18 protein-coding genes are annotated in these 22,229 nt (G+C 71.7%); 7 read left to right on the top strand and 11 right to left on the bottom strand.

Annotated elements, in window-relative coordinates:
- Window positions 1-168 precede the first annotated feature (168 nt).
- A complete protein-coding gene (locus tag FLW16_RS15605; protein ID WP_142560749.1) occupies window positions 169-2,814 on the bottom strand; it encodes a LuxR C-terminal-related transcriptional regulator in 2,646 nt (881 codons plus the stop codon).
- A gap of 42 nt (window positions 2,815-2,856) precedes the next feature.
- Here FLW16_RS15605 and FLW16_RS15610 point away from each other — a divergent pair, with 42 nt between their 5' ends.
- Window positions 2,857-3,459: a dihydrofolate reductase family protein gene (locus FLW16_RS15610; RefSeq protein WP_142560750.1), complete on the top strand. Its 603-nt coding sequence runs from the start codon at window positions 2,857-2,859 to the stop codon at window positions 3,457-3,459.
- Between the two features lie 724 nt (window positions 3,460-4,183).
- Window positions 4,184-4,933, top strand: a complete 750-nt coding sequence (locus FLW16_RS15615) for an SDR family oxidoreductase (RefSeq protein WP_221891097.1) — start codon at window positions 4,184-4,186, stop codon at window positions 4,931-4,933.
- Between the two features lie 120 nt (window positions 4,934-5,053).
- Here FLW16_RS15615 and FLW16_RS15620 read toward each other — a convergent pair whose 3' ends face one another.
- Window positions 5,054-6,025 (bottom strand): hypothetical protein, encoded by a 972-nt coding sequence (locus tag FLW16_RS15620; RefSeq protein WP_142560751.1) that lies wholly within the window; start codon window positions 6,023-6,025, stop codon window positions 5,054-5,056.
- Between the two features lie 199 nt (window positions 6,026-6,224).
- Here FLW16_RS15620 and FLW16_RS15625 point away from each other — a divergent pair, with 199 nt between their 5' ends.
- On the top strand, window positions 6,225-6,896 hold the full coding sequence (locus tag FLW16_RS15625; protein WP_142560752.1) for a maltokinase N-terminal cap-like domain-containing protein: 672 nt from the start codon (window positions 6,225-6,227) through the stop codon (window positions 6,894-6,896).
- Window positions 6,897-6,989: 93 nt separating this feature from the next.
- Here the strand turns inward: FLW16_RS15625 and FLW16_RS15630 are convergent, their stop codons facing one another.
- The 5 genes from FLW16_RS15630 to FLW16_RS15650 form a co-directional block, all read right to left on the bottom strand.
- Entirely contained in the window at window positions 6,990-8,618 is a 1,629-nt protein-coding gene (locus FLW16_RS15630; RefSeq protein WP_260615309.1) for an FAD-dependent monooxygenase, read from the bottom strand.
- 15 nt (window positions 8,619-8,633) lie between these two features.
- On the bottom strand, window positions 8,634-10,673 hold the full coding sequence (locus FLW16_RS15635) for a beta-galactosidase (protein WP_221891098.1): 2,040 nt from the start codon (window positions 10,671-10,673) through the stop codon (window positions 8,634-8,636).
- A gap of 163 nt (window positions 10,674-10,836) precedes the next feature.
- A complete protein-coding gene (locus FLW16_RS15640; RefSeq protein ID WP_142560754.1) occupies window positions 10,837-12,201 on the bottom strand; it encodes a sugar ABC transporter substrate-binding protein in 1,365 nt (454 codons plus the stop codon).
- Between the two features lie 108 nt (window positions 12,202-12,309).
- Window positions 12,310-13,194 (bottom strand): carbohydrate ABC transporter permease, encoded by an 885-nt coding sequence (locus FLW16_RS15645; protein ID WP_260615295.1) that lies wholly within the window; start codon window positions 13,192-13,194, stop codon window positions 12,310-12,312.
- Window positions 13,195-13,248: 54 nt separating this feature from the next.
- Window positions 13,249-14,097 (bottom strand): carbohydrate ABC transporter permease, encoded by an 849-nt coding sequence (locus tag FLW16_RS15650; RefSeq protein WP_260615296.1) that lies wholly within the window; start codon window positions 14,095-14,097, stop codon window positions 13,249-13,251.
- Window positions 14,098-14,433: 336 nt separating this feature from the next.
- Here FLW16_RS15650 and FLW16_RS15655 point away from each other — a divergent pair, with 336 nt between their 5' ends.
- Window positions 14,434-15,531: a LacI family DNA-binding transcriptional regulator gene (locus FLW16_RS15655; protein ID WP_221891099.1), complete on the top strand. Its 1,098-nt coding sequence runs from the start codon at window positions 14,434-14,436 to the stop codon at window positions 15,529-15,531.
- Between the two features lie 42 nt (window positions 15,532-15,573).
- Here the strand turns inward: FLW16_RS15655 and FLW16_RS15660 are convergent, their stop codons facing one another.
- A complete protein-coding gene (locus FLW16_RS15660; RefSeq protein WP_142560756.1) occupies window positions 15,574-16,377 on the bottom strand; it encodes a tRNA(His) guanylyltransferase Thg1 family protein in 804 nt (267 codons plus the stop codon).
- A 260-nt stretch (window positions 16,378-16,637) separates the two neighbouring features.
- On the opposite strand from FLW16_RS15660, the gene FLW16_RS15665 reads away from it, so the two are divergent.
- On the top strand, window positions 16,638-17,537 hold the full coding sequence (locus FLW16_RS15665; RefSeq protein WP_142560757.1) for an SDR family NAD(P)-dependent oxidoreductase: 900 nt from the start codon (window positions 16,638-16,640) through the stop codon (window positions 17,535-17,537).
- A gap of 223 nt (window positions 17,538-17,760) precedes the next feature.
- Window positions 17,761-18,342, top strand: coding sequence for a TetR/AcrR family transcriptional regulator (locus tag FLW16_RS15670; RefSeq protein ID WP_142560758.1), 582 nt, complete (start codon window positions 17,761-17,763; stop codon window positions 18,340-18,342).
- A 51-nt stretch (window positions 18,343-18,393) separates the two neighbouring features.
- On the opposite strand, the gene FLW16_RS15675 is transcribed toward FLW16_RS15670, so the two are convergent.
- A complete protein-coding gene (locus FLW16_RS15675; RefSeq protein ID WP_142560759.1) occupies window positions 18,394-19,068 on the bottom strand; it encodes a TetR/AcrR family transcriptional regulator in 675 nt (224 codons plus the stop codon).
- 186 nt (window positions 19,069-19,254) lie between these two features.
- Between FLW16_RS15675 and FLW16_RS15680 the strand changes: the two genes are divergently transcribed.
- On the top strand, window positions 19,255-20,514 hold the full coding sequence (locus FLW16_RS15680) for a YncE family protein (RefSeq protein WP_142560760.1): 1,260 nt from the start codon (window positions 19,255-19,257) through the stop codon (window positions 20,512-20,514).
- A 250-nt stretch (window positions 20,515-20,764) separates the two neighbouring features.
- On the opposite strand, the gene FLW16_RS15685 is transcribed toward FLW16_RS15680, so the two are convergent.
- Complete coding sequence (locus FLW16_RS15685) at window positions 20,765-20,962, bottom strand: ferredoxin (protein WP_142560849.1); 198 nt, start codon at window positions 20,960-20,962, stop codon at window positions 20,765-20,767.
- Between the two features lie 41 nt (window positions 20,963-21,003).
- Window positions 21,004-22,215, bottom strand: a complete 1,212-nt coding sequence (locus FLW16_RS15690; RefSeq protein WP_142560761.1) for a cytochrome P450 — start codon at window positions 22,213-22,215, stop codon at window positions 21,004-21,006.
- Between the last annotated feature and the right edge of the window lie 14 nt (window positions 22,216-22,229).

Below are 22,229 nucleotides of genomic sequence, written 5' to 3' on the forward strand. Positions count from 1 at the left end.
CGGTAAGTCAGACAAATTGACACTGCGGTGCACAGGGCGTACGTCGCCGTGCCAGACCTCCGCCGTCGATGTCGTGCCAGGGAGACGGCGCACTCACAGCCGGTGACGGGGTGCTCCGGCCCGGCCGGGACCGCGTGTCCGATTCCCGGGCCGGGGCCGACCGGTGTCTCAGCGGTCGTGTTCGCGGTGCAGCGCCGCCAGCTCCGTGCGGTTGGCCACGCCGAGCTTCGCGTACACGTGCGCCAGGTGGGTCTTGACCGTGCTGCGGCTCATGAACAACCGGTCGGCGATCTCGGGGTTGGACAGGCCAGCCGCGGCCAGCCGTACGACCTCCTGCTCCGCCGGGGTGAGGCTGGCCCAGCCGGTGGCGGGACGGCGGCGTCCGCCGTGTGCGCGGCGGGTGAAGGCGATGGCCTCCTCCAGCTCCATCCGGCGGCCTTCCGGAGCGGCCGGGACGCTCGGCCGGTGCGGCCGGGGGTAACCGAGCTCCTCCCTGGCCCGATCGCACGCGCCCATGATCCGGGCGCCGGTGGTGGCGTCGGCCAGCGCCGCCAGGGCCTCGAGACTGTCCACGCAGGCCAGGCGAAGGCCGTTGGCGGCGCGCAGGCGCAGGGCCTCCAGATGCAGAGCGACGGCGCGCGCCTCGTCGAGGAACGCCTGCTGCTCCAGAGCTTCGGCGATCAGACGCGGCATCCCCAGGGCCCGGGCGGCATCGAGGCCGGCCGCGCAGGCCCGCGCCGCGCCCTCCGGATCGCCGGCCTGCCGCAGCGCCGCCGCCAGAGCGATGCGGGTCTCCGGGGTCAGCAACTCGTCCGGCTGCTCGCCGCCGCGCCAGGCCGTCTCACTCCTGAACCATTCGGCCGCCCGCACCGGCTCGCGCCTGCTCAGGCAGAGCTGCCCGATCGTCAACGCGAGCCTCGGCACGAAGGGAGCCGAGGGCGCCTGGTCCACCAGCCGGATGACCGGGTCGAGGGCGAGCTCGGCGGCCTTGTCGTCGCCCTGCAGGAGGCACACGCGGGCGAGGACGGCGCGCGCCGTACCGGCACGGTGGTAGTCGGCGAGAGGGGCGGCGACCTCGACCGCCTGCTCCGCCCACGTTCTGGCCCGGGGGAGCTCGCCCAGAAAGGCGCTGCCGAGGGCCATCAGGCCGAGCGCCAGCGCCGCCACACCGCGGTCGCCTCGCCGCAGCAGGCCGCGGACCGGCGTCTCCACCTCCGCCAGCGCCTGTCGGTGCTCCTCCCTCATGTGGTGCACCAGGCCGATGAGGACCTGCGCGGCGTCGGCCACGAAGGCGTCGCCCGCCGCGACGGCCTCCTCGCGGACGGCGGCGGCCCTGACCCGCGCCTCGTCCGGAGAGGTGAGCAGCATGCCGATGGCGCTGAGCGACCCCGCCAGGCAGGCGGTCCGCAGATCGCCGTGGTCGAGCGCCATGGCACGGGCGGCGTGGGCCGCGTCGAACTCCAGCCCGGCCGGGTGCGTGGTGTCGGCGACGAGCGCGAGGCCGGTGAGGACCCGGGCCTGCAGCGCGCTGTGCTCGCCGGCGCCCCGCTCGGCCGCGAGCCGGAGCAGTCCCAGGCCCTCGCCGAGCCGGCCTTCCAGGTGCCACAGCCAGGCCAGCTCGGCCGCCAGGTGGCGAGCCTCATCCGGACGGTCGCCACCGAGACCCCATTCGAGCGCCGTGCGCAGGTTGGGGTACTCCTCGCGCATCCTGGCCCGCCAGGCGTCCTTGTCGCCGTCCAGCAGCGGGGCGGCCTCCCGGACCAGGGCCAGGCAGACGGCCACGTGCCGGTCGCGCGCGGCGGTCAGCTCGCCCGCCTCGGCGAGCCGCTCCCACGCGTACTGCTTGACCGAGGACAGCATCCGGTAGCGGGTGACGCCCTTGCGGGTCTCGGCCAGCAGCAGCGACTTGTCGATCAGCCGGCGCAGGCCCGTCAGCATCTCCACACGGCCATGGCCGTCCAGCACGCCCTCGGCGGCGGCGAGGGTGAAGCCCGGCTCGAACACGCCCAGCCGGCGGAACAGCACCTGGTCGCGCTCCTGAAGCAGGTCATGGCTCCAGGCCATGGACGCCGCCAGCGTGCGGTGCCGCGGCGGAGTCCCCTGGTGACCGGTGACCAGGATCGAGAACCGGTCGTCCAGCTCGGCGTCGATCTCCTCGGGCGCCAGCGTGCCGGTCCAGGCGGCGGCCAGCTCCAGCGCGAGAGGGATGCCGTCCAGCCGGGCACAGATGCGGCGCACCACGGCCAGGGCCTCCTCGGTGCGCGGCACGTCGCGGCCCCGGTCGAGGAAGAGGGCGACTCCGGCGTGCGCGTCCAGGGGCGGGACCCGCCAGACCAGCTCTCCGGGCTGGCCGAGCGGCTCCCGGCTGGTCGCCAGGACGGTGACGTGCGGGCAGAGGCGCAGAAGGCCCGCCACCACGTCGGCGACGCCGCCCAGCAGGTGCTCACAGTTGTCCAGCACCAGGAGCAGCTCGCGCTCGCGCAGCTGCCTGGACAGGGCGGCGGTCCCGTCCGAGTCGCCGGCCAGGAGCAGCCGCAGGACCGTCGCGACGAGGCGCGGCACCGCCGCCGGGTCGGTCTCCTGCGCGAGGTCCACCCACCACACGCCGTCGCGCGGCGGACGCACCGGCCGCCTGGCGAGCCGGGCCGCCAGCCGGGTCTTGCCGCAGCCCCCCGCACCGGTCAGGGTGACCAGCCGGGCCTCGCCCAGGGCGGCCCCGATCATGTGCAACTCGGCCTGGCGGCCGACGAACGAGGTCAGCTCCAGCGGCGGAGCGCCGTCGTCGGCCAGGTCCGGATCTGGCATATCGGCCATCTGGCCGATGTTAGCCACTCTCGCCCCGAGAACACTTGCCTCATGACAACGAACCGCACCGTAATCGGCAACATCACCCTCTCCCTCGACGGCCGGATCCACGGCCCCGGCGGCGAGTACGACATGGGCTGGATCGTCCCCCACGCCGTTAGCGACGTGGCCCGCGACCACATGGTCGAGGTGACCGCAGGGGCCACCACCGCGCTGCTGGGCCGCAAGAACTACCAGGGCTTCGGCGGCTTCTGGCCCACCGTGGCCGAGGACGAGTCGGCCGACCCCCGCGACCGGGCCTTCGCCCGGTGGCTGAACACCGTCGAGAAAGTCGTCTTCTCCACCACGCTCACCGAGGCCCCGTGGCAGAACTCGCGCATCGTCGCCGCCGGCCCCGCCGAGGTCGTCAAGGAACTGCGACAGCAGGACGGCGGCGACATCGTCGTGCTGGCCAGCACCAGCGTCATCCAGGCCCTGCTGCGGGCCGGAGAGCTCGATCGGCTGAGCATCACGCTCGCGCCCGAGCTGGTCGGCGACGGCCCCCGCCTGTTCGCCGACGGCCTTCCCGCCACCGGCTGGCGGACTGTCTCCGTCGCGCAGGCCGCGAGCGGGGCACTGTGCCTGCTGTACGACAAGGTGCGCGACAGCGACTGAGCCGGTCGGCTCATCCCCGCCGCGGGCCGGTGAGACATGACCGGCCCCGGCCGGGGCGAGGAGGCCAGGCGACAGGGCGGGCGGCGCCGTCAGGAGGCGGGCCGCTCGCGGTACAGCACGAGATGCTCGTGGTAGAGCACGCCGTCGCGTACGTCACCGTCGCGGTGATCCGGTGTCGTCGGTGTAGTCGATGGACCGCCCGTGACGCGGTAGCGGCCAGGCCACCGGCCACGAGTCGGACAACCCGCGCCTGGTGTTCCCGGAGCCGCCTGTCCGCCCGGTTCTCCGGTTGTGTGAGTTCCGTGCTACTTTCTCGATCGTAAGGTGCAGCGCTCGTCCACGAGCGTGTCGGGACATCCGGCCGGCACGACAGCCTCAGTAAGGCTGTCTGGATCTCTCAGTAGAGAGCTTGCCCCGCCACGTCCTCATCCTTGTCTCCACGTGTGTGCGCGATACAGCAGGCACGTGCCGGCCGGCCGCTGCCGGAACGGCCGCCGATCGGCAACTGCGGCTTCACGGCAGGCCTGGACACCGTCACACCGATCGTGCCGTCGAGCGGCGTTCTGCCCTGCCTGCTCCCCACCCTGCCCCTCCGCCTGGCCGTCACCGCGGCGTGCCGACGAGCATCCCGCTGATTCCAGGCCGGGGAGCACGCGCTTACTGAGCCTTCCGCGCTTCCTTCCGGAAGGCATCCGCACATTCGTTCCATAACCGGAGTATTTCCATGATTCTCGTCACCGGAGGCCGCGGCGCGGTCGCCACGCACCTGCTGACCCTGCTGCTTCAGGCCGGTCGTCCCGTACGCGTGGCCTCCAGCCACCCCGGACAGCTACGGGTCCCCGACGGCGTCACGGCCGTCACCTGCGACCTGCGGGATCCCGCCACCTTCCCGGCCGCTCTCGCCGGCGTCACCGAGGTCTTCCTGTACGCCGAGGCGTCGCACATCGCCGAGTTCGTCGACGCCGCCGTCACGGCCGGCGTCACGCACGTCGTCCTGCTGTCCTCCGCCAGCGTGCTGGACCCCGGCGCGGCCGGCAACCCGCTGGCCAAGTCCCACCTCGACGTCGAGACCGCACTGCTCGCCGCACCGCTCACCACCACGATCCTGCGCCCCGGCTCCTTCGCGGGCAACGCGGGCGCCTGGGCCTGGCCCATCAAGGCCGGACGCCCGGTGAGCCTGCCCTACCCGGGCTCCCACACCGACCCCATCCACGAGAGGGACCTCGCCGAAGTGGCCTTCACCGTGCTCACCGACCCACGCCACCAGGGCCGGCGCCTCCACCTGACCGGCCCGCAGAGCCTCACGTTCAGCGAACAGATCGAGCGACTCGCCGAGATCACCGGCAGGCCGATCACCGTCAACAACGTGACCCCGAGGAATGGAGACAGGAGATGGCCGACTACATCCCCGGTCCTTACGCGGACGCCCTGCTCGGCTACTGGCAGGCCAACGACGGCCGCCCCGTGCCCCTGACCGGCACCGTCGAACAGGTCACCGGCCATGCTCCCCGCACCTTCGCCACCTGGGTCCGCGACCACGTCACGGACTTCACGGGGTAGCACCTCCCTCCGCAGCGGGCCGCCGGGGCGTGGGTCATCCGACCTCGCTCCGGCGCGTTCGCACGGCCGTGAGCAGCGCGGTCAGCATCCCGATTCCTGCGGTGACGCCCAGCCCGTGCTGGACGACGGAAACGGCCGGATACTCGGCGGCCGCGTAGCCACCCGGCCGGAGGAGGGCCCACGGGAGCTTCCACGCCGCCCACGCGAACAGCGAACCCGACGAGGTGAAGGCCAACGCCATCGGGATCCACAGGGGCATCCTCGGCCGTCCCGTGGCGACCGTGCGGATCGCAGCGGCGCCCACGACGGCCCAGAGCGCGGAGTTGCCGGTGAGCAGCCGTCCGTCGAGGTCCATCAGGTCGCGGTGTGCGGGGGCGAGGCCGAGCGTTCCGCCCGCCGTCCAGTACGTCCACAGGAGGGCGAGTGCCGCGACCAGGATGTACAGCGCTCGCAGACCGGATCGGCCGAGGGGCGGGGGAGGTCGGTCGCCGACGCGCCCGAGGAACGCGGCCGGCCACCGTTCCCGCATGTAGATGGGGAGCGCTATGGCCAGTCCCAGGGCCATGCCCGCGAATCCGATACCGATGAAGACCAGTTCCCACGACGGGGCGGCATCGCCGCCGCCGGAGTCGCCGCCTCCCGCGCTGCCTCCGAGGACGGCGCCGAACAGCATGTAGGGGATCATCGGTACGAGGAATCCCGCTCCCGTCCAGGCGAAGAAGACCAGCGGCGCCGCCGGGACGCGGCGGCCCCATCGTTGTGCGAGGACCAGCCCCAAAGCGATGCCGACGACCGACATGGCGACGGTGACCGCGTTCAACAGGATCCAGTCGCCGTCGGTGAAGGTGGACGGCGCGTGCCCGAGCAGCGCCGCCACCACCCAGACGACCTTCACCGCGAGATAGAGCGACAGCGACAATGCTGCGCCGTAGCCGGCCACCACACGCGCCGCGGTCCATCCGGCGCCGACCCGGTCCGTCTCGACCGGTGTCGCGGTGCCTCTCACCGATTGTGTTCCATCCGTGTTCACGGCCGAGATGCTTCCGGTGAGCGCCCGGGGTCCGCCTCCCCTGAGGGAACCATCCGCCTCCCCCGCACGGGGGAGCAGGCGAAGAGCCGCCGCGGGCCGTGTGAGACGATGATCCGCCCCGGGCGGTGGCGCCGGGGAGAACGGTGACGGGACGCCGACGAAGGGGCTCCACGGTATGGCTGTCATCCATCGCACCACGCTGACGCCCAGCAAACTGGAGCTGCTCACGTCGTGGCTCCCTGCTCAGCCCTGGTACGAAGGCGACGGGCGGCGGCCGGAGCTGACGAAGGCCGGGGGCTTCCGGCTCGACGACCCGCGGGGCGAGGTCGGCATGGAGTTCATGGTGGTCACCGACGTGTCCGGCGACCGTCCCGTCTCCTATCACGTGCCGCTCACCTACCGGGGAGCGCCGCTGGAGGGAGCCGATCACGCTCTCATCGGGACGGCGGAGCACGGCGTCCTGGGACGCCGGTGGATCTACGACGGCACCCACGATCCGGTCCTCGTCGCACAACTCCACGCCCTGTTCGCGGGGGACGCCGAGGCCCAGGACCAGAGCGTGAGCGACACCCCCGACCCCTCGGTCACCGTGAGCTCCACGGGAGCCGCGGCATCCGGCCCGATCCGGCCGGCTGCCGTGGCCGAGGCGCCGCACGCCACCGACATCGTGGTGGACGCCGCGGACGGCGGCAGGGGCGGACGGCTGACCATGCGGGTGACCCGCGTCCTGCGGCCCGGCGAAGCGGACGTCGCCGACGTCCTGGGTCACGTCGCGGCCGGGTGGCGGCTGCCGGACGGAGCCGAGGTCCGCGGCGTGTTCGCCGCCGTCACGAACGCGCCCCGCTGATCGGGACCTCCGATGAGCCGTCCGGCCGTCGGGTGCGGCCTCCGGCGCGGGTGTCGCCGCCGTCGTGACATCGACCGCCGCTGGGGAATGCGGTCAGGTGTCCGGCGTCCTGACGCGTGTCGTGGCGGCGAGGGCCGTGGCCGCCGCGGACCGCAGGGCCGCGTCGTCGTCCTCCTCCGAGGCCCAGGCGACGTGCCCGTCCGGACGGATCAGCGCGGCGCGGACGCGCCGCCAGTCGGCCCGGGACTCGACCGGCTCGCCCGCGCACACCGTCAGCCCCGGCGGCGTGGGCGGTTCCGGGGACGCGGTCACCTGAGCGGAGAGGGCACGGCCCGCCCCCGTGAGGTCGAGGAACACGTAGCGCCCGGGGGCGAGCAGCGCGAACAGCCCCGGCCCGCCCGACAGCCGCAGGTCCGGAGCCCGTGTCCCCACGAGCGGGTGATCGTCGGCGTCCCGTCCGTACGACACGCCGATGCCGGAGACCTGCTCCGCCAGGAAGCGGGAGAACTCCGGCACCCGCGCGATCGCGTCGTCGAGGACCGACCGCAGGGCGAGAGTCTCGGGCGTGAACGTCGTCATGAGCGCGGTCTGCCCCCGGGTCAGGCGCAGCGTGGCCGCGCCGACCGGGTGCCTTTCCGCGTGGTAGGTGTCCAGCAGTCCGCCGGGAGCCCATCCCCGCACCGTGGCGGCCAGCTTCCAGCCGAGGTTCCACGCGTCCTGCACGCCGACGTTCAGGCCCATGCCCCCTGCGGGGAACAGGCGGTGCGCGGCGTCTCCGGCCAGGAGGACGCGGCCGCTGCGGTAGTGGTCGGCGAGGCACGAGGCGGATCCCGTGCCGGACACCCACACGGGGTCGTGCAGGCCGAAGTCGGTGCCGGCGACGGCCACGAGCCAGGCGCGCAGTTCCTTCTCCGCCGGCCGGCCCTCGCACCCGAGGACGCCGGCGCCGTCGACGCCCGCCACCCGGTGGAGACCGGGGCCGATGGGCACGACCAGCACCTGGCCGGCCTCGTTGGTCTGCTGGAAGTACGGCACCGCCGGGGGATCGTCGAGCGTCACGTCGGCGACCCAGGCGTACGCGGTGGAGCCGGTTCCGGGGAAGCCGATCCCGGCGGCCGAGCGGACCGCGCTGCCCGCTCCGTCACAGCCGGCCAGGAACGCCGTCTCCATGGTGGAGGGTCCGCCCGGGCCCTCGGCCCGCACCACGACCCGGTCCTTCTCCTGGGTCAACGCGGTGAAGGCGTGCCCGCGCCGGACGTCCACCCCCAGGTCGCGGGCGTAGCCCTCCATCAGCTCCTCGACCCTCGGCTGCGCGAGCAGCAGGACGTACGGGAAAGGGGTGTCGAGCGTCCCGTAGTCCATCCGATGGCCGAGGAGACCGAAATGCGAGTCCGGCACCCGCCTGCCCTGCGTGACGAACGACTCGCCGGCGCCGCGCGACGCCCACAGCTCCATCGTGCGGGGGTGGATCGTGAAGCCCTTGGAGTGCGGGTCGCGTTCCGCCCGCCTCTCCAGGACCGTGACCTCGACCCCCGCGAGACGTAACTCCGCCGCGAGCCACAGCCCGGTGGGGCCGCCTCCGACGATGACGACCTCTCCCATGTGCCTCTCCCGAGAACGATCCGCTGACCGTGATCTTCGGTGCGAGGACGGTGGACCGCGCGTGCAGCGCCCGACCCTCGTCGCCCCGTCATCCTCTCCCGGCGGAGGGACCGGCGCCAGCCGGTGAGGGCCCCGCTACGGGCGGGGCCGCCGCAGGACGCGGACCTGCCGGGGGGCCAGGGTCGTGTCCCGGGCCAGGGCGGGGCCGTGGAGGGGGTCGCCGGGGATCGCCGACAGGTCGACGTGCCGGTCCGTGCGGTTGATCAGGAACCAGTAGTCGTCCGTTCCGTCGGTGCGGACGGCGACGTCGACCAGGCCACGGGCCCCGGGCGGCAGCTCCGAGGAGACATCGGCGACGTCCAGCAGGTGGGGGAGGACGACCCCCAGACCCTCCGGGCCGAGCCGGGTGGAGACGTATGACGCCGAGCCCGCTCCCGTACGGCGCGTCGTGACGGCGGGGCGGCCCGCGTGGTCGCCGGTCTTGTACGTCGCCACGACCTCGGTCGCCGGGTCGGTGAGATCGATCCGGTCGGTCCACAGGGTGCCGGTCACGCCGAGGTCGAGGTCGACGGCCTCGCCGTCCAGCAGGGGGCCGAACTCCTCGATGCGGATGCCGAGCAGGTCGCGCAGGGCCCCGGGGTAGCCGCCGAGCCACACGTGGTCGTTCTCGTCGACGACGCCGGAGAAGTAGGTGGTGACGAGGTGCCCGCCGGAGGCGACGTGGTCCTCCAATCGCCGGGCCAGAGCAGCGGGCACGACGTGCAGGATCGGGGCCACGAGCAGCCGGTAGCCGCTGAGGTCGTCGTCCACGTCGATCACGTCCGCCCGGACGCCCGCGTCGAGGAACGCGGTGTACCAGTCGAGGGCCTCCTGCCGGTAGCGCAGCAGCGAGCTGGGGTGGGAGTCGAGCTCGCCGGCCCACCAGGAGTCCCAGTCGAACACGATCGCCACGGGGGCGCGCAGCCTCCGGGTGCCCGCGACGGGCGCGAGGGCGGCCAGCGTGGCGCCCAGGTCGGCGACCGTCCGGAACACGTCGCTGTCGGTGCCCGCGTGGGGAATCATCGCCGAGTGGTACTTCTCGGCCCCGCCCGCCGACTGCCGCCACTGGAAGAAGCAGACGGCGTCGGCGCCGTAGGCGACGTGGGTGAGCGAGTCGCGGGCCATGCCGCCGGGCTTCTTCGCCAGGTTGACCGGCTGCCAGTTGACCGCGCTGGTGGAGTGCTCCATCAGATACCACGGCCGGCCGCCGGCGAGCGAGCCGGTGAGGTTCGCCGAGAAGGACAGCTCGTCCTGGGCCTGGGGACCGGTCAGCAGGTAGTGGTCGTTGGAGACGAAGTCCACCTCGGCGGCCCAGTCGGCGTAGTCCATGCCCTTGGTCTCGCCCATGACCATGAAGTTCGTGGTCACGGGGATGTCCGGGGTCAGCTCGCGCAGGACGTCGCGTTCCGCGCGCAGGTGGTCCTTCAGCGCGTCGGAGGAGAACCGCTTGAAGTCCAGTTGCTGGGTGGGGTTGGGGAAGGAGGCCGCCAGGCGCGGCGGCAGGATCTGCGCCCAGTCGCTGTAGCGCTGGGACCAGAACGAGGTCGCCCAGGCGCGGTTCAGCTCGTCCAGCGTGCCGTACCGTGCCCGCAGCCACTCACGGAAGGCGGCCGCGGCGTCATCGGAGAAGTCGTAGACGTTGTGGCAGCCGAGTTCGTTGGAGACGTGCCAGGCGGCGAGGGCGGGGTGGCCGCCGTAGCGCTCGGCGAGGGCCCGGGTCAGCCGCAGCGCGTGCTCGCGGAAGACCGGCGAGGTCGGCCGCCAGTGCTGCCGCGCCCCCGGCCACACCGTGTGGCCCAGCTGGTCCACGGGGAGGATCTCCGGGTGCTTCGCGCTCAGCCAGGGCGGCGGCGAGGCCGTCGCCGTGGCCAGGTCGACGGCGATGCCGTGGGCGTGCAGCAGGTCCATCGCCTGGTCGAGCCAGTCGAAGTCCCAGACGTCCTCGCCCGGCTGGATCCGCGCCCACGAGAAGATCGCCAAGGAGACGATGTTCACCCCGGCCGCCCGCATCGCGCGCATGTCCTCGTCCCAGACCTCCCGGGGCCACTGCTCGGGGTTGTAGTCGGCCCCGAACCCCAGGCGGGCCCGTCCGGGGTCGGACGGCCAGCGCACCCAACGGTGTCGGTCAGCGTTCACAACGACTCCTTCGAATGATGGTGATGGCCGGGACGGCGCCGCCGGTCGGCGGCGCCGCGGAAGTACGTATGCGGTAGTGCGGTGGTGCGGCCGCGGTGCCCGTCCTGCCGCCGCGCTCCCCGCGGAACGGCGGCAGCGATGGCGCCGGCGACTACGGCGACTGCTACTTGACGGTGAAGCCCTGCTCCTCGCCGTACTTCAGGGAGGCGTCCTGCCAGGCCTTAAGGCCGTCCTGCAGGGTGGTGGAGGAGGTGTACGCCTTGCCGACCGTGTCGTTGAAGATGCTGTTGGCGTAGACCTGGAAGGGCAGGTAGGACCAGCCGCTGACGACCTGCGAGGCGGACTCGGCGAGCACCTGGTTGACCTTCTGGCCGCCGAAGTAGGGGAACTCCTTGTCCTGGAACTTCGGGTCCTGCAGCTGGGCGGTGGTGGCGGGGAAGGCGCCGCCGTCGACCCGGGTCTGCACCCCCTCGTCGACGTTGGCGTACTTCAGGAAGGCGTAGGCGAGGTTCTTGTTGGCGCCGGCCTCGGGGATCGCCAGCGAGCTGCCGCCGTTCTCTGCGGTGGCCCTGCCTCCGGCCTCCCACTGCGGCATGGGCGCGACCTGCCACTTGCCCTCGCCGGCCTTGACCCCGGACTCGAGGTTCGCGGGCATCCAGGCGCCGATGACCAGGGTGGCGATGGTGCCGTCGCCCAGGCCCTTGTACCAGGCGTCGCTCCAGCTGGTGGTCGGCGCGAGCAGCTTGCCGTCGATCAGCTTCTGCCAGAGGCCGGTGAACTTCTGGGTGCCCGGCTCGGCGAAGTCGATCCCGACCGTGGTGCCGTCCACGGTGTACGGCTTGCCGCCCGCCTGCCAGATCATGCTGGTGGTGAAGCCCGCGTCCCCGGTGTCGTTGGTGATGTACGCCTTCGGGTTCGCCTTGTGCAGCTTCTCGGCGTCGGCCGCGAACTCGTCCCAGGTGGTGGGCACCTTGAGGTCGTACTTGTCGAAGACCTCCTTGTTGTAGAACAGCGCCATCGGGCCGGAGTCCATGGGCAGGCCGTAGATGCCGTTGCCGACGTGCACGGAGTTCCACGGGCCGGGGGTGAAGGTGCCGTCCAGCTTGCCCGCGCCCAGGGCGCCGAGGTCGGCGACCGACTTGGCGAGGGCGAACTGCGGCAGGGCGTAGTACTCCACCTGGGCGACGTCCGGGACCCCCGAGCCGGCCTTGATCGCGTTCTGCAGGGCGGTGTACTGGTCGTTGCCGGTGCCGGCGTTGACGAGGTTGACCTTGACCTTCGGATACTTGGCCTGGAAGTCCGCGACGACCTGCTTGAGCGTCGGCTCCCACGCCCAGACGGTGATGGAGCCGCCGGTGTCCAGCGCCTTCTGGATGTCGGCGTCGGAGACGGCCGCGGACGCCGCGGGGGCGGCGGCTGCGTCGGCGCCCGAGGAGGAGCCGTCGTCGCCGGAGCCGCAGGCGCCGGCGGTGAGCGACACGGTCAGGGCCGCGCCCAGCAGCAGGGCGCGACGGCGGGTTATCGCCATGGGATGTGCCTTTCTGGGTTATCGGGGGAGACAGACGTCGGTAGGGGCGGCCATGCCGTGCCGGTCATGCCGTGCCGGTCATTCCCTGGCCGGTCATGCGGTAGCCGGTCACTCCTTGACGCTTCCGGCGGCCAGGCCCGACTGCCAGTAGCGCTGCAGCAGCAGGAACGCCGCGATCAGCGGGACGATGGTGAGCAGCGATCCGGTGATCACGAGGTTGAAGACCGCCTCGCCGCCCGCCGTGAGAGCCTGCTGGTTCCATTCCTTGAGGCCGACGGTCAGCGGATACCAGTCGGGGTCCTTCAGCATGATCAGCGGCAGGAAGTAGTTGTTCCAGGTCGCGACCACGTTGAAGAGCAGCACCGTGACCAGGCCGGGCGCCAGCAGCGGCAGGCTGATGCGGAAGAAGGTGCGGAACTCGCCCGAGCCGTCCACCCGCGCCGACTCGAGGATCTCCTTCGGCACGGCGTCGGTGGCGAAGGTCCACATCAGATAGAGGCCGAACGGCGAGACCAGCGACGGGATGATGATCGCCCACGGGGTGTCGGTCAGGCCCATCTTGGCGAACATCAGGAACGTGGGGACGGCGAGCGCGGTGCCGGGCACCGCGACCGCCCCGATCACCACGGCGAACACCGCCTTCTTGCCGGGGAAGTCGAACTTCGCCATCCCGTAGCCGGCGAGCGTCGCCAGCAGGGTCGCGCCGCCCGCCCCGACGACCACGTACAGCAGGGTGTTGAGCAGCCAGCGGACGAAGATCCCGTCCCTGTAGGTGAAGGTCGTGCCGATGTTGTCGAACAGGGCGAAGTCGCCGTCGAACCACAGGCCGAAGGAGCCCAGCAGCCCCTCCTGGGTCTTGGTGGCGTTGATCACCAGCCACACCAGGGGGAGCAGCGTGTAGACGAGCATGAGCGCGGTCAGCACGGTCAGCGTCGCGCTGCGGCGGTCCCGCGGGGACCGGCGCCGGCGGACGACCAGAGGGCCCCGGGCCACGGTGCTCCTCCGGCGAGGTGCCCGGTCGGCGGTGGAAGTGGAGGTCGCCATGGCTCAGACCGCCTTCCGCATGCCGCGCAGCTGGACGAGGTAGGCGACGATCATCGTGATGATCCCCATGACGATGGCGACCGTCGCCGAGTAGTTGAACTGCTGGCCCGCGAAGGACAGCGAGTAGGCGTAGTAGTTCGGCGTGAAGTAGGTGGTGACCGAGTTCGGCGCGATCGTCTTGAGAATGCTCGGCTCGTTGAACAGCTGGAAGCTGCCGATGATCGAGAAGATCGTGGCGATCAGCAGCGCGCCGCGCAGGGCGGGCAGCTTGATCGCCCAGATGATCCGGAGCTGACCGGCCCCGTCGAGCGCGGCGGCCTCGTACAGCGAGGGGTTCACGACCTTCAGCGCCGAGTAGAGGATCAGCATGTTGTAGCCCACGAACTCCCAGGTCACGATGTTGCCGATGGAGGCGAGGACCAGGTCGGGCGACAGCGGGTCGGGCAGCGAGAGCCCGAAGGCCTCGTTGATGTTGCCGACCAGGCCGAACCTGGTGCCGTACATGAAGCCCCACATCAGCGCGGCCACGACCGCGGGCACCGCGTACGGCAGGAACACCGAGATCCGGAAGAACGCCGACCCGTACAGCCTGCCGCTGTCGATCGCGAGCGCGACCAGCAGCGCGAGGAACAACATGATCGGCACCTGGACGACCAGGAAGAGCGCGACGCGCCCGAACGCCGACCAGAACTGCGGGTCCTGCAGGACCTTGAGGTAGTTGTCGGCGCCGACGAAGGCCGTCCCGCCGATGAGCCGGGTGCGGAACAGGCTCAGGTAGATCGAGTACGCGATCGGGGCCAGGAAGACCAGCGCGAAGACCGCCATGAACGGCCCGACGAACTGCCAGCCCACCCATGACCGGTGTCTGCCGGCCGATACCGCTCGAACATTCGAATACCCTTCCGAGACCACCGGCTCGCTCCTCTCCGCGGCGTGGTTACCGGCCGTGACTCTTCTGTTTACGTGAACATCCTGAGCATGTTTACGTGAACATGACGAGCGAACGAGCACGGCTCGGTCGTTGCGGAGGGTGATTTCCCGAGTCGCCGAGGTTATGTTTACGTAAACTTCTGCTGCGGTATGGTGGCACCCGTCCTACGAGAGGTCAAGGGCTTCCCACGTCACAGCCGGTCGGATCGCGGCGTACGATCTTCGGCGACGGGGCGAGCAGGCGGGAGCGACACAGGAATGGATCCGGACGGCCCGGCCCGGCAGGTCCCGGCGCCGATCGGCGGCGCGCAGCGGGGCGGCTCGGGCATCCCGGGCGGGCGCCGCAAGCAGCGGGTCTCCATGGCCGACGTGGCCAGGCTCGCGGGCGTCTCGTCTCAGACGGTCTCCAGGGTCGCCAACGGGCATCCCGGCGTCGTCGGCGCGACCCGCGAGCAGGTGCTCGCGGCGATGCGGGAGCTGGGCTACCGCCCCAACAGCGCCGCCCGGGCGCTGCGCTACGGGCAGTTCAACACGATCGGCGTGATCCTCTTCGGGCTGGCCTCGACCGGCAACAGCCGCACCGTGGAGGCGATCGCCACCCATGCCGCGGCCGAGGGCTACGCGATCACGCTGATCCCCATCGGCATCCCCACCCAGGACAACGTGCTGGGCGCCTTCACCCGGATGGGCGAGCTGGCCGTCGACGCCGTCATCGTCATCATCGAGATCCACCTGCTCGACGCGGGCACCGTGACGCTTCCTCCCGGAGTCCACGTCGTCGTCGTGGACTCCGACGCCGGGGACCGGTACAGCGTCGTCGACACCGACCAGGCCGAAGGCGCCCGGCTCGCCGTACGCCACCTCCTCGACCTGGGGCACGAGACGGTCTGGCACCTCACCGGCCCGAAGACGTCCTTCGCCGGCCAGCGCCGCGCGCAGGCGTGGCGCCTGGCCCTGGAGGAGGCCGGACGTCCTGTGCCCCCGCCGCTGCACGGCGACTGGTCGGCCGAGTCGGGCTACGCCGCGGGGCTGGCGCTTGCGGACGAACCGGGCTGCACGGCGGTGTTCGCCTCCAACGACCAGATGGCCCTCGGCCTGCTGCGCGCCTTCCACGAGCGGGGGCGGGCGGTGCCCGCCGACATCAGCGTGGTCGGCTTCGACGACATCCCCGACGCCTCCTGCTTCGTGCCTCCGCTGACGACCGTGCACCAGGACTTCGCCGAGGTCGGCCGGCGCTGCGTCCAGGGGGTCCTGCGGCAGATCCGCGAGGGCGGGGCGTCCCAGCCCGGCACCGAGCTCGTCCCCACCCGCCTGGTCGTCCGCGAGAGCACGGCGCCGCCGCGCACCCGGACGTGAGGCGGCCTTCCGGGGAGGCCGAGTGCGCCGGCCGGCATGCGGTCACGTGGCCCTTCCGGCGGTCAGCGACGGCATGGCGGGGATCACGGCGGCGAGCCGGCCGGCAGGGTCGGCGGTGAAGCGGGGCGCCGCCTGCGCCTCCCACCACGACCGCGCGGCGAGGATGGTCTCCGTCTGCCCCGTCCGGCCGTCCCGGTAGGCGACCTCGCGTTGCCCGGTCTCCCTGACTACGACGCGGCCCCGCTTCGCTCCCGCGTCGTAGTCGTTCCAGTTGACGCCGTGGCCGGCCCACAGCATCTCCTGCATCTGGCCGGTGGACCTGCCGTGGAGCTCCCGATGGGAGAACTTCGCCTGTGCGGCCATGGTGATGCTGTTGCGCACGCAGTCGTTCTGCCGCCACAGGAAGTAGTTCGCGACTTCGAAAGGGTCGGCGAGGGTGAACGCGCGGGCGTCGAACATGGCGCGCCGGCCGCCGGCGCCGCCGGTGACGTACGCCTCGTTGAACGTGATCGTGGCGATGCTCGCGGCCACGCTGACGATCTTCTGCGTCACGCCGCCGAACCACGGCTGCGAGGACGGGGTGGTGAAGTCGGTCATGAGGACGCTGCACTCGTCGGACTGGACGTACGCGAACACGCTGCCGGTGATCTCCTCGCACAATGCCCTGCCGACCTCGTTCATGGCGTCCATGACCGCGCGGTCGAACGGCCGGTGGGCATCGCGGAGGAAGGTGTGGAACGCCCGCCCGTCGACGCGGAGGATCGTGTACGCCCGGCGCGGCAGCACACTCCTGGTGACGTGCTCGTACGCCTTCATGCGGTCGCCGAGCGCGGTCCTGTCACTCATGCCGATCTCTCCCTGGCCTCCGCCGCCTGCCGGTCTCGGATGACGCAGGATCTCACGCCACGGGGGAGGGGCCGCCACCGCTTATCGCGGCCGAGGACGTGCCGTTGCCACAGGTGACCACCGCCGCGGATCCCGGTCAGGTGACCAGGGCCGTGACGAAGGACCTGCCGCGAGCGGGCGCAGTAATCGGATAGTTCATCCGATTGTGCTACCGTCCGGCATACCGGATGAACTATCCGGTTATCTGGACGGAGGGGCTCATGATGAAGACAGCCGTGGTCACGGCCGGCACGGGGGGTATCGGCCTGGAAACCGCGCTGGGGCTGGCCGCCGCGGGGTTCGCGGTCACCGTGGTCGGACGCGACGCCGACCGGGGAGCCGGGGCGGTTGAGCGGATCGACGCGACGCGACCGGCGCACCCCGCCCGATTCCTGTCCGCCGACCTCGCCTCGCTCGACCAGGTCCGCGCGCTGGCCGACCGCATCGCTGCCGACCACGCCGCGTCGGGGGAACCGTTGACGGTGCTGGTCAACAACGTCGGGGCGATGTTCGCCGAGCGCGCGGACCTGGGCGGCGTCGAGGCGTCGTTCGTCGTCAACCACCTCTCGCCGTACCTGCTGACCGAACTGCTGCTGCCCACGCTCACCGCCGGGGCGCCGAGCAGGATCGTGAACGTGACCTCGGGCGCGGTCGGCGCCGCCAAGCGGGTGTTCGACGCCGTCGAGCCGCCGGGCGGCTACTACGGCTTCCACTGGTACGGCCGCGCCAAGCTCGCCAACCTCGCCTACACGCTCGACCTGGCGAGGCGGCTGGACGGCACAGGCGTGTCGGTCTTCGCCGCCGATCCCGGAGGCGCCGCGACCGACATGACCAACGGCACCCTGACCAACCCGAAGATCGTCTCTCCTGCCCTGCGGCTGCTGTGGCCGCTGGTGCGCCGCACGTTCGAACGCTCCACCTCCGGTCCGGCGTCCGCGGCGGCCAGGCCCTCGATCACCGCAGCCACCGACCCGACGCTGACCGGCCGGACCGGTCTCGTCATCGGACCCCAGGCCCACCCCGTCGCCCCGTTCCGCGCGGCGACCGACCGCCGCATCGCCGAGGCCGTACGCCTGCTCAGCGAAACCCACGCACCTGCGGCGGCCAGAGCGGATGCGTGACCATCCGCAGGTGCGTCCCCGGCCGCCCGCCGGTCACACGATCAGCGCCGGCCCGCTCTCTCCTCCTCGCCCATGGCGCAGGCGGCGGCATCGAGGAGGCGCCCCCGCGGTGGGCAGGCCGGGCAGCCCGCCCACCGCCCGGCAGCCAGGTCCCCCGGGAACGCCCGCATATGATCAGACGACGAGCCCGTGAACCACGACGAGCAACCTGGATTCTTCCCGCATGACGACCACACAGCTGCGCAAGGACGCCGCCCGCAACTGGGAGCGGATCGTCGCCACCGCCCGCGACCTGGTCGACCAGGGCGCCGCGTTGCAGCTCAACGACATCGCACGCCGGGCAGGCCTCGGGGTCGCCACGGTCTACCGGCACTTCGCCACCCCTGAGGCACTGCTGGAGACCGTCGCCGCTCCCTGCCTGGAAGCCCTGGCCGCGCATGGCGAGCAGGCTTTGGCCGACACCGACCCCTGGCGGGCGCTGGAGGGCTTCCTGGCCCGCATCATCGAAGCGCAGGTCACCGACGCCGCCCTGCCCCCGGTCGCCGCCGCGACCACGGACACCCTGCCGCGCACCACGGAACTCAAGAGGTCACTCGCGTCCGCCGGCACCACGCTCCTCGATCGGGCCCGCGAAGCCGGAGCCGTCCGCCCCGATCTCGCCGCCGCCGACCTCGTCCCGCTCATGTGCGGCATCGCCCACGCCGTGACCGTCCGCGGCGGCACCCCCGCCGACCGGATCGAAACCGCCCACCGTTACCTCGCCACCCTGCTCGAAGGCGTGCGCCCCACACCGCCGAACACGTGAGTTCCAGGATCGCGATTTCTCGCAAACGCTCCTTTCCCGGCCTCTACCTGTTCAGCCGTCCACCTGTTCATCGGCGACCTGTTCATCGGCGGCCTGGAGCCTGCCCAGGAGCATCAGCAGGAGCTCGTCCACGATCTGGTCGCGGGTGGCGTCGACCCAGCCGACGGCCCAGTCGTGCATGAGCCCGTTGATCGCTCCGATGAACGCGGCGGCCGTGACGCGGAAGTCGCGCGGGGGAATCTCGCCGCGGCCGGCGGCGTCGTCCAGCTGCTCGCACAGGAAGTCGATCCATCGGGCGCGGCGGTCCAGGCGCTGGCGGTCGAGCCGGGGGCTGACGCCGATGATCTCCACGAACGCGATGCGGGTGTGGCGGGGGTCGGCGGTGGCCCCGGCGGCGTACGCGCGGAACAGCCGGGCGCAGCGGTCGACGGGCTCCAGGTGCCGCACCTGGGGGAGGACGTCGAGGACGGTCTGCTGGGCGACGTCGTTGACGTACAGGTGCAGCTCGGCCAGCAGGTCCTCCAGGGTGTGGAACTCCTCGTAGAACTGGCGGCTGGACAGGCCCGCGGCCCGGCACACGTCCGTGATCCTGGTGGCGCGGTAGCCGGGGCCGGCGCCGAACAGGTCGAGGCCCGCCTTCAAGAAACGCCCGCGGCGCTCGGCCTGCCGTTCGGCCGCCGACCTGCCGCCGTACCTGCCCGCCGCCGGGGTGATCCTGCCCGCCACCGCGTCCTCCGCATCCCTGATGCATGAATTTTGGGCCTTGTCGCGGGCGACAGGCGTGCCTACCATCCAGTAACAAGTCTGAATATCGAAATGTTCAGACTTGCGCGGTTCGTGCGCCAAGGCGTGCGGACCCCTCGGCCGGCCATGCTCGATCTTCGCCCACCTCCCACCCCCCGGAGGAAGAACATGCACGCTTCGGCCCTCGCACGCCTGCGCAGATCCCTGCTCGCCGCCGCCGTGGCGGTCGCCGGCGCCGTCGTCTGCGGCGTTCCCGCCGGTCCCGCGAGCGCCGCCGGCGGACTGCGCGAGGTGATGTTCGTCGGCAACAACTGGGACGGCACCGCCGACGTCATCGAGTCGAGCGGGAGCTTCGCCAGGATCGGCCGGATCAACGTCATCCCCGACAAGGCCCGGCGGCTGGCCGAGATCTACCTGAACCCCATCAAGCTGGCCTTCTTCCTGGGCATCCGGCAGGGGCCCGGCGAGGGGCACGACCAGTTCGTCGACGACATGTACGCCACCCCGGACGGCACGGCCATGGTCGTCTCGCGCCCGAGCTTCGCCGACGTGGTGTCGATCGACCTGGCCACCGGCGCTCTCAGATGGCGGTTCCCCGTCTCCGGCTTCCGCGCCGACCACATGGCCGTGTCGCCCGACGGCACCCGGGTCGCGGTGTCGGCCTCCACCTCCGACACCGTGCACGTCCTGGACATCGACACCGGCAGGCAGCTCGGCTCGTTCGGCACGGGGGACAAGCCGCACGAGAACATCTTCACGGGCGGCGGCAGATACATCTGGAACATGTCGATCGGCGAGGTCGACAACGACTTCGACAGCCCGTCGCAGGACTGGCTGAAGGGCGACCGCCACATCACGATCGCGGACGCCTCGACGTACAAGGTCGTCAGGACCATCGACATGAGCGACCGGCTGGACGCCTTCGGCCGCAAGGACCTGTCGGACGCAGTGCGGCCCGCCGTCTTCACGCCCGACGAGTCGAAGCTGTACTTCCAGGTCTCGTTCTTCAACGGCTTCGCCGAGTACGACACGGCCACCGACAAGATCACTCGGATCAAGACCCTGCCGAAGAACCCGGTCACCAGCGAGGACCGCACGACCTGGGTGAACGACTCCCGGCACCACGGGCTGTCGATCAACCCGGCCGGCGACAAGCTCTGCGTCGCCGGGACGATGGACGACTACGCCACGGTCGTCGACCGGGCCACGTTGCGGGAGGGCCCGCTGGTGAGCGCGTCCAAGCCCTACTGGGCCACCGTCAGCGGCGACGGGCGGGCCTGCGTCATCTCCGAGAGCGGCGCCGACCGGGTCACGGCCATCGACTTCGCGACCGGGCAGAAGATCACCTCGGTGCCGGTCGGCGACCACCCGCAGCGTGTCCGCATCGCCCGCATCCCGGCCGGCTGGACTCCTCCGGCCGCCGGCTGAGCCTCCGCGAGTGCCGGGACGGGCCGTCTCGTCCCGGCACCACCGGGCGCGCTCGCCCGGCCCCCCGATCCGTGCCCGTCCGCCGGCCGGACGGCGACCACGGCGGCCACCACGAGCGCGATCGCGACCATGAGGACACACGCGAGCAGCAACGATCCGACGATCCACGCGCCCGCGATCTGCTGCCCCTGCGGGAGCGTGCCTGCCTCGGGAGACGCGGGCACGCTCCCTGCTCACGCGCGCCGGGGACTCAGGAGTCCTCCAGCTGGATGGCGGCGGCGGGGCAGACGGCGGCGGCCTCGCGGACCGCGGTGTGCCGGTCCTCGGCGGGCTCGGGCTCCAGTAGGACGACGATGCCGTCCTCGTCGCGCTGGTCGAACACCTCCGGTGCGATCAGCACGCACTGCCCGGCGCCGCAGCACTTCGCCTCGTCGACGATGACCTTCATGTCCATGTCCTCCTTGCCGATCGAGCCTTTGTCGTCAGGGGTCACCAGCGGACCGGGACCTCGCGCAGGCCGCCGACGGCCAGCCCCTCCACGCGTTCCAGCTCCTCCACCGGCACGGCCAGCTCCAGCGTCGGCAGCCTGCGCAGCAGCACCTCCAGGACGACCTGCAGCTCGGTGCGGGCCAGCGCCTGCCCCAGGCAGGAGTGGGCGCCGGAGCCGAAGGCCAGGTGGGGGTTCGGACTGCGGGTCAGGTCCATCTCGCCGGCGTTCTCGAACGCGGTCTCGTCGCGGTTGGCGGCGGCCATGCTGCACACCACGGTCGTGCCGCGCGGCAGGACCGCGCCGCTGACCTCGGTCTCCGCGTTGAGATAGCGGGGCAGGCCGAAGCCGGAGTTGGCGTCGAAGCGCAGCGACTCCTCCACCGTGGTGCGGATCAGCGACGGGTCGGCCAGCAGCCGCTCCCACCGGGAGCGGTCGGCCAGCAGCATGGAGACCATCTTGCCGATCATGTTGGCGGTGGTCTCGTGCCCGGCGACCAGCAGCGCCATGCCGGTGACCAGGATCTGGATGTCGGACAGCCCGCCGTCTTCCGGGCCGCCGACCGCGATCAGCTCGCTCAGCAGGTCGTCGCCTGGCTCGGCGCGCTTGGCGGCGACGAGGTCGGACATGTACTGGAAGAACTCGGCCTGGGCGGCCTCGATCTCGGCCTTGCCGTAGCGGGTGAGGTTGAGCAGCGTGTCGGACCAGTAGGAGAACCGGTCCCGGTCGGCGGCGGGCACGCCGAGCATGTCGCAGATCACGTAGACCGGCAGCGGGAAGCCGAGGCCGGCCCTGAGGTCGCCCGGGGCGCCGCGCTTGACCATGTCGTCGATGAGATCCTCGGCGATCCGGATCATGGCGGGCCGCATGGCGTTCATGCGCTTGGCGGTGAACCACCTGCCGACCAGGCGCCGCCAGTGCTGGTGCTCCTCGCCGCTGTCGGGGATGATCGTCGCCATCTCGCTGCTGAACACCCCGCCGCCGTCCGCCGACAGCCGGGCCGCGTCGGGCGCGTTGAGCTGACGGGTGAAGCGCGGGTCGGCCAGCACCTGCTTGACGTCCTCGTAGCGGGTCAGCAGCGTCGCCCGGTCGCCGCTGGGCAGCGTGACGTGGGCCACCGGGCATCGGTCACGCAACTCGGCCCACTCCGCGGGCGGGTCCAGCGCCGCGTCGTTCGGGATCGGGTAGCTCAGGACCTGCTCGTCGACGCTCATTCGGCATCTCCTCT

The sequence above is a fragment of the Microbispora sp. KK1-11 genome (genome assembly GCF_006874435.1).
In the GTDB taxonomy this organism is placed as follows: Bacteria; Actinomycetota; Actinomycetes; order Streptosporangiales; family Streptosporangiaceae; genus Microbispora; species Microbispora catharanthi.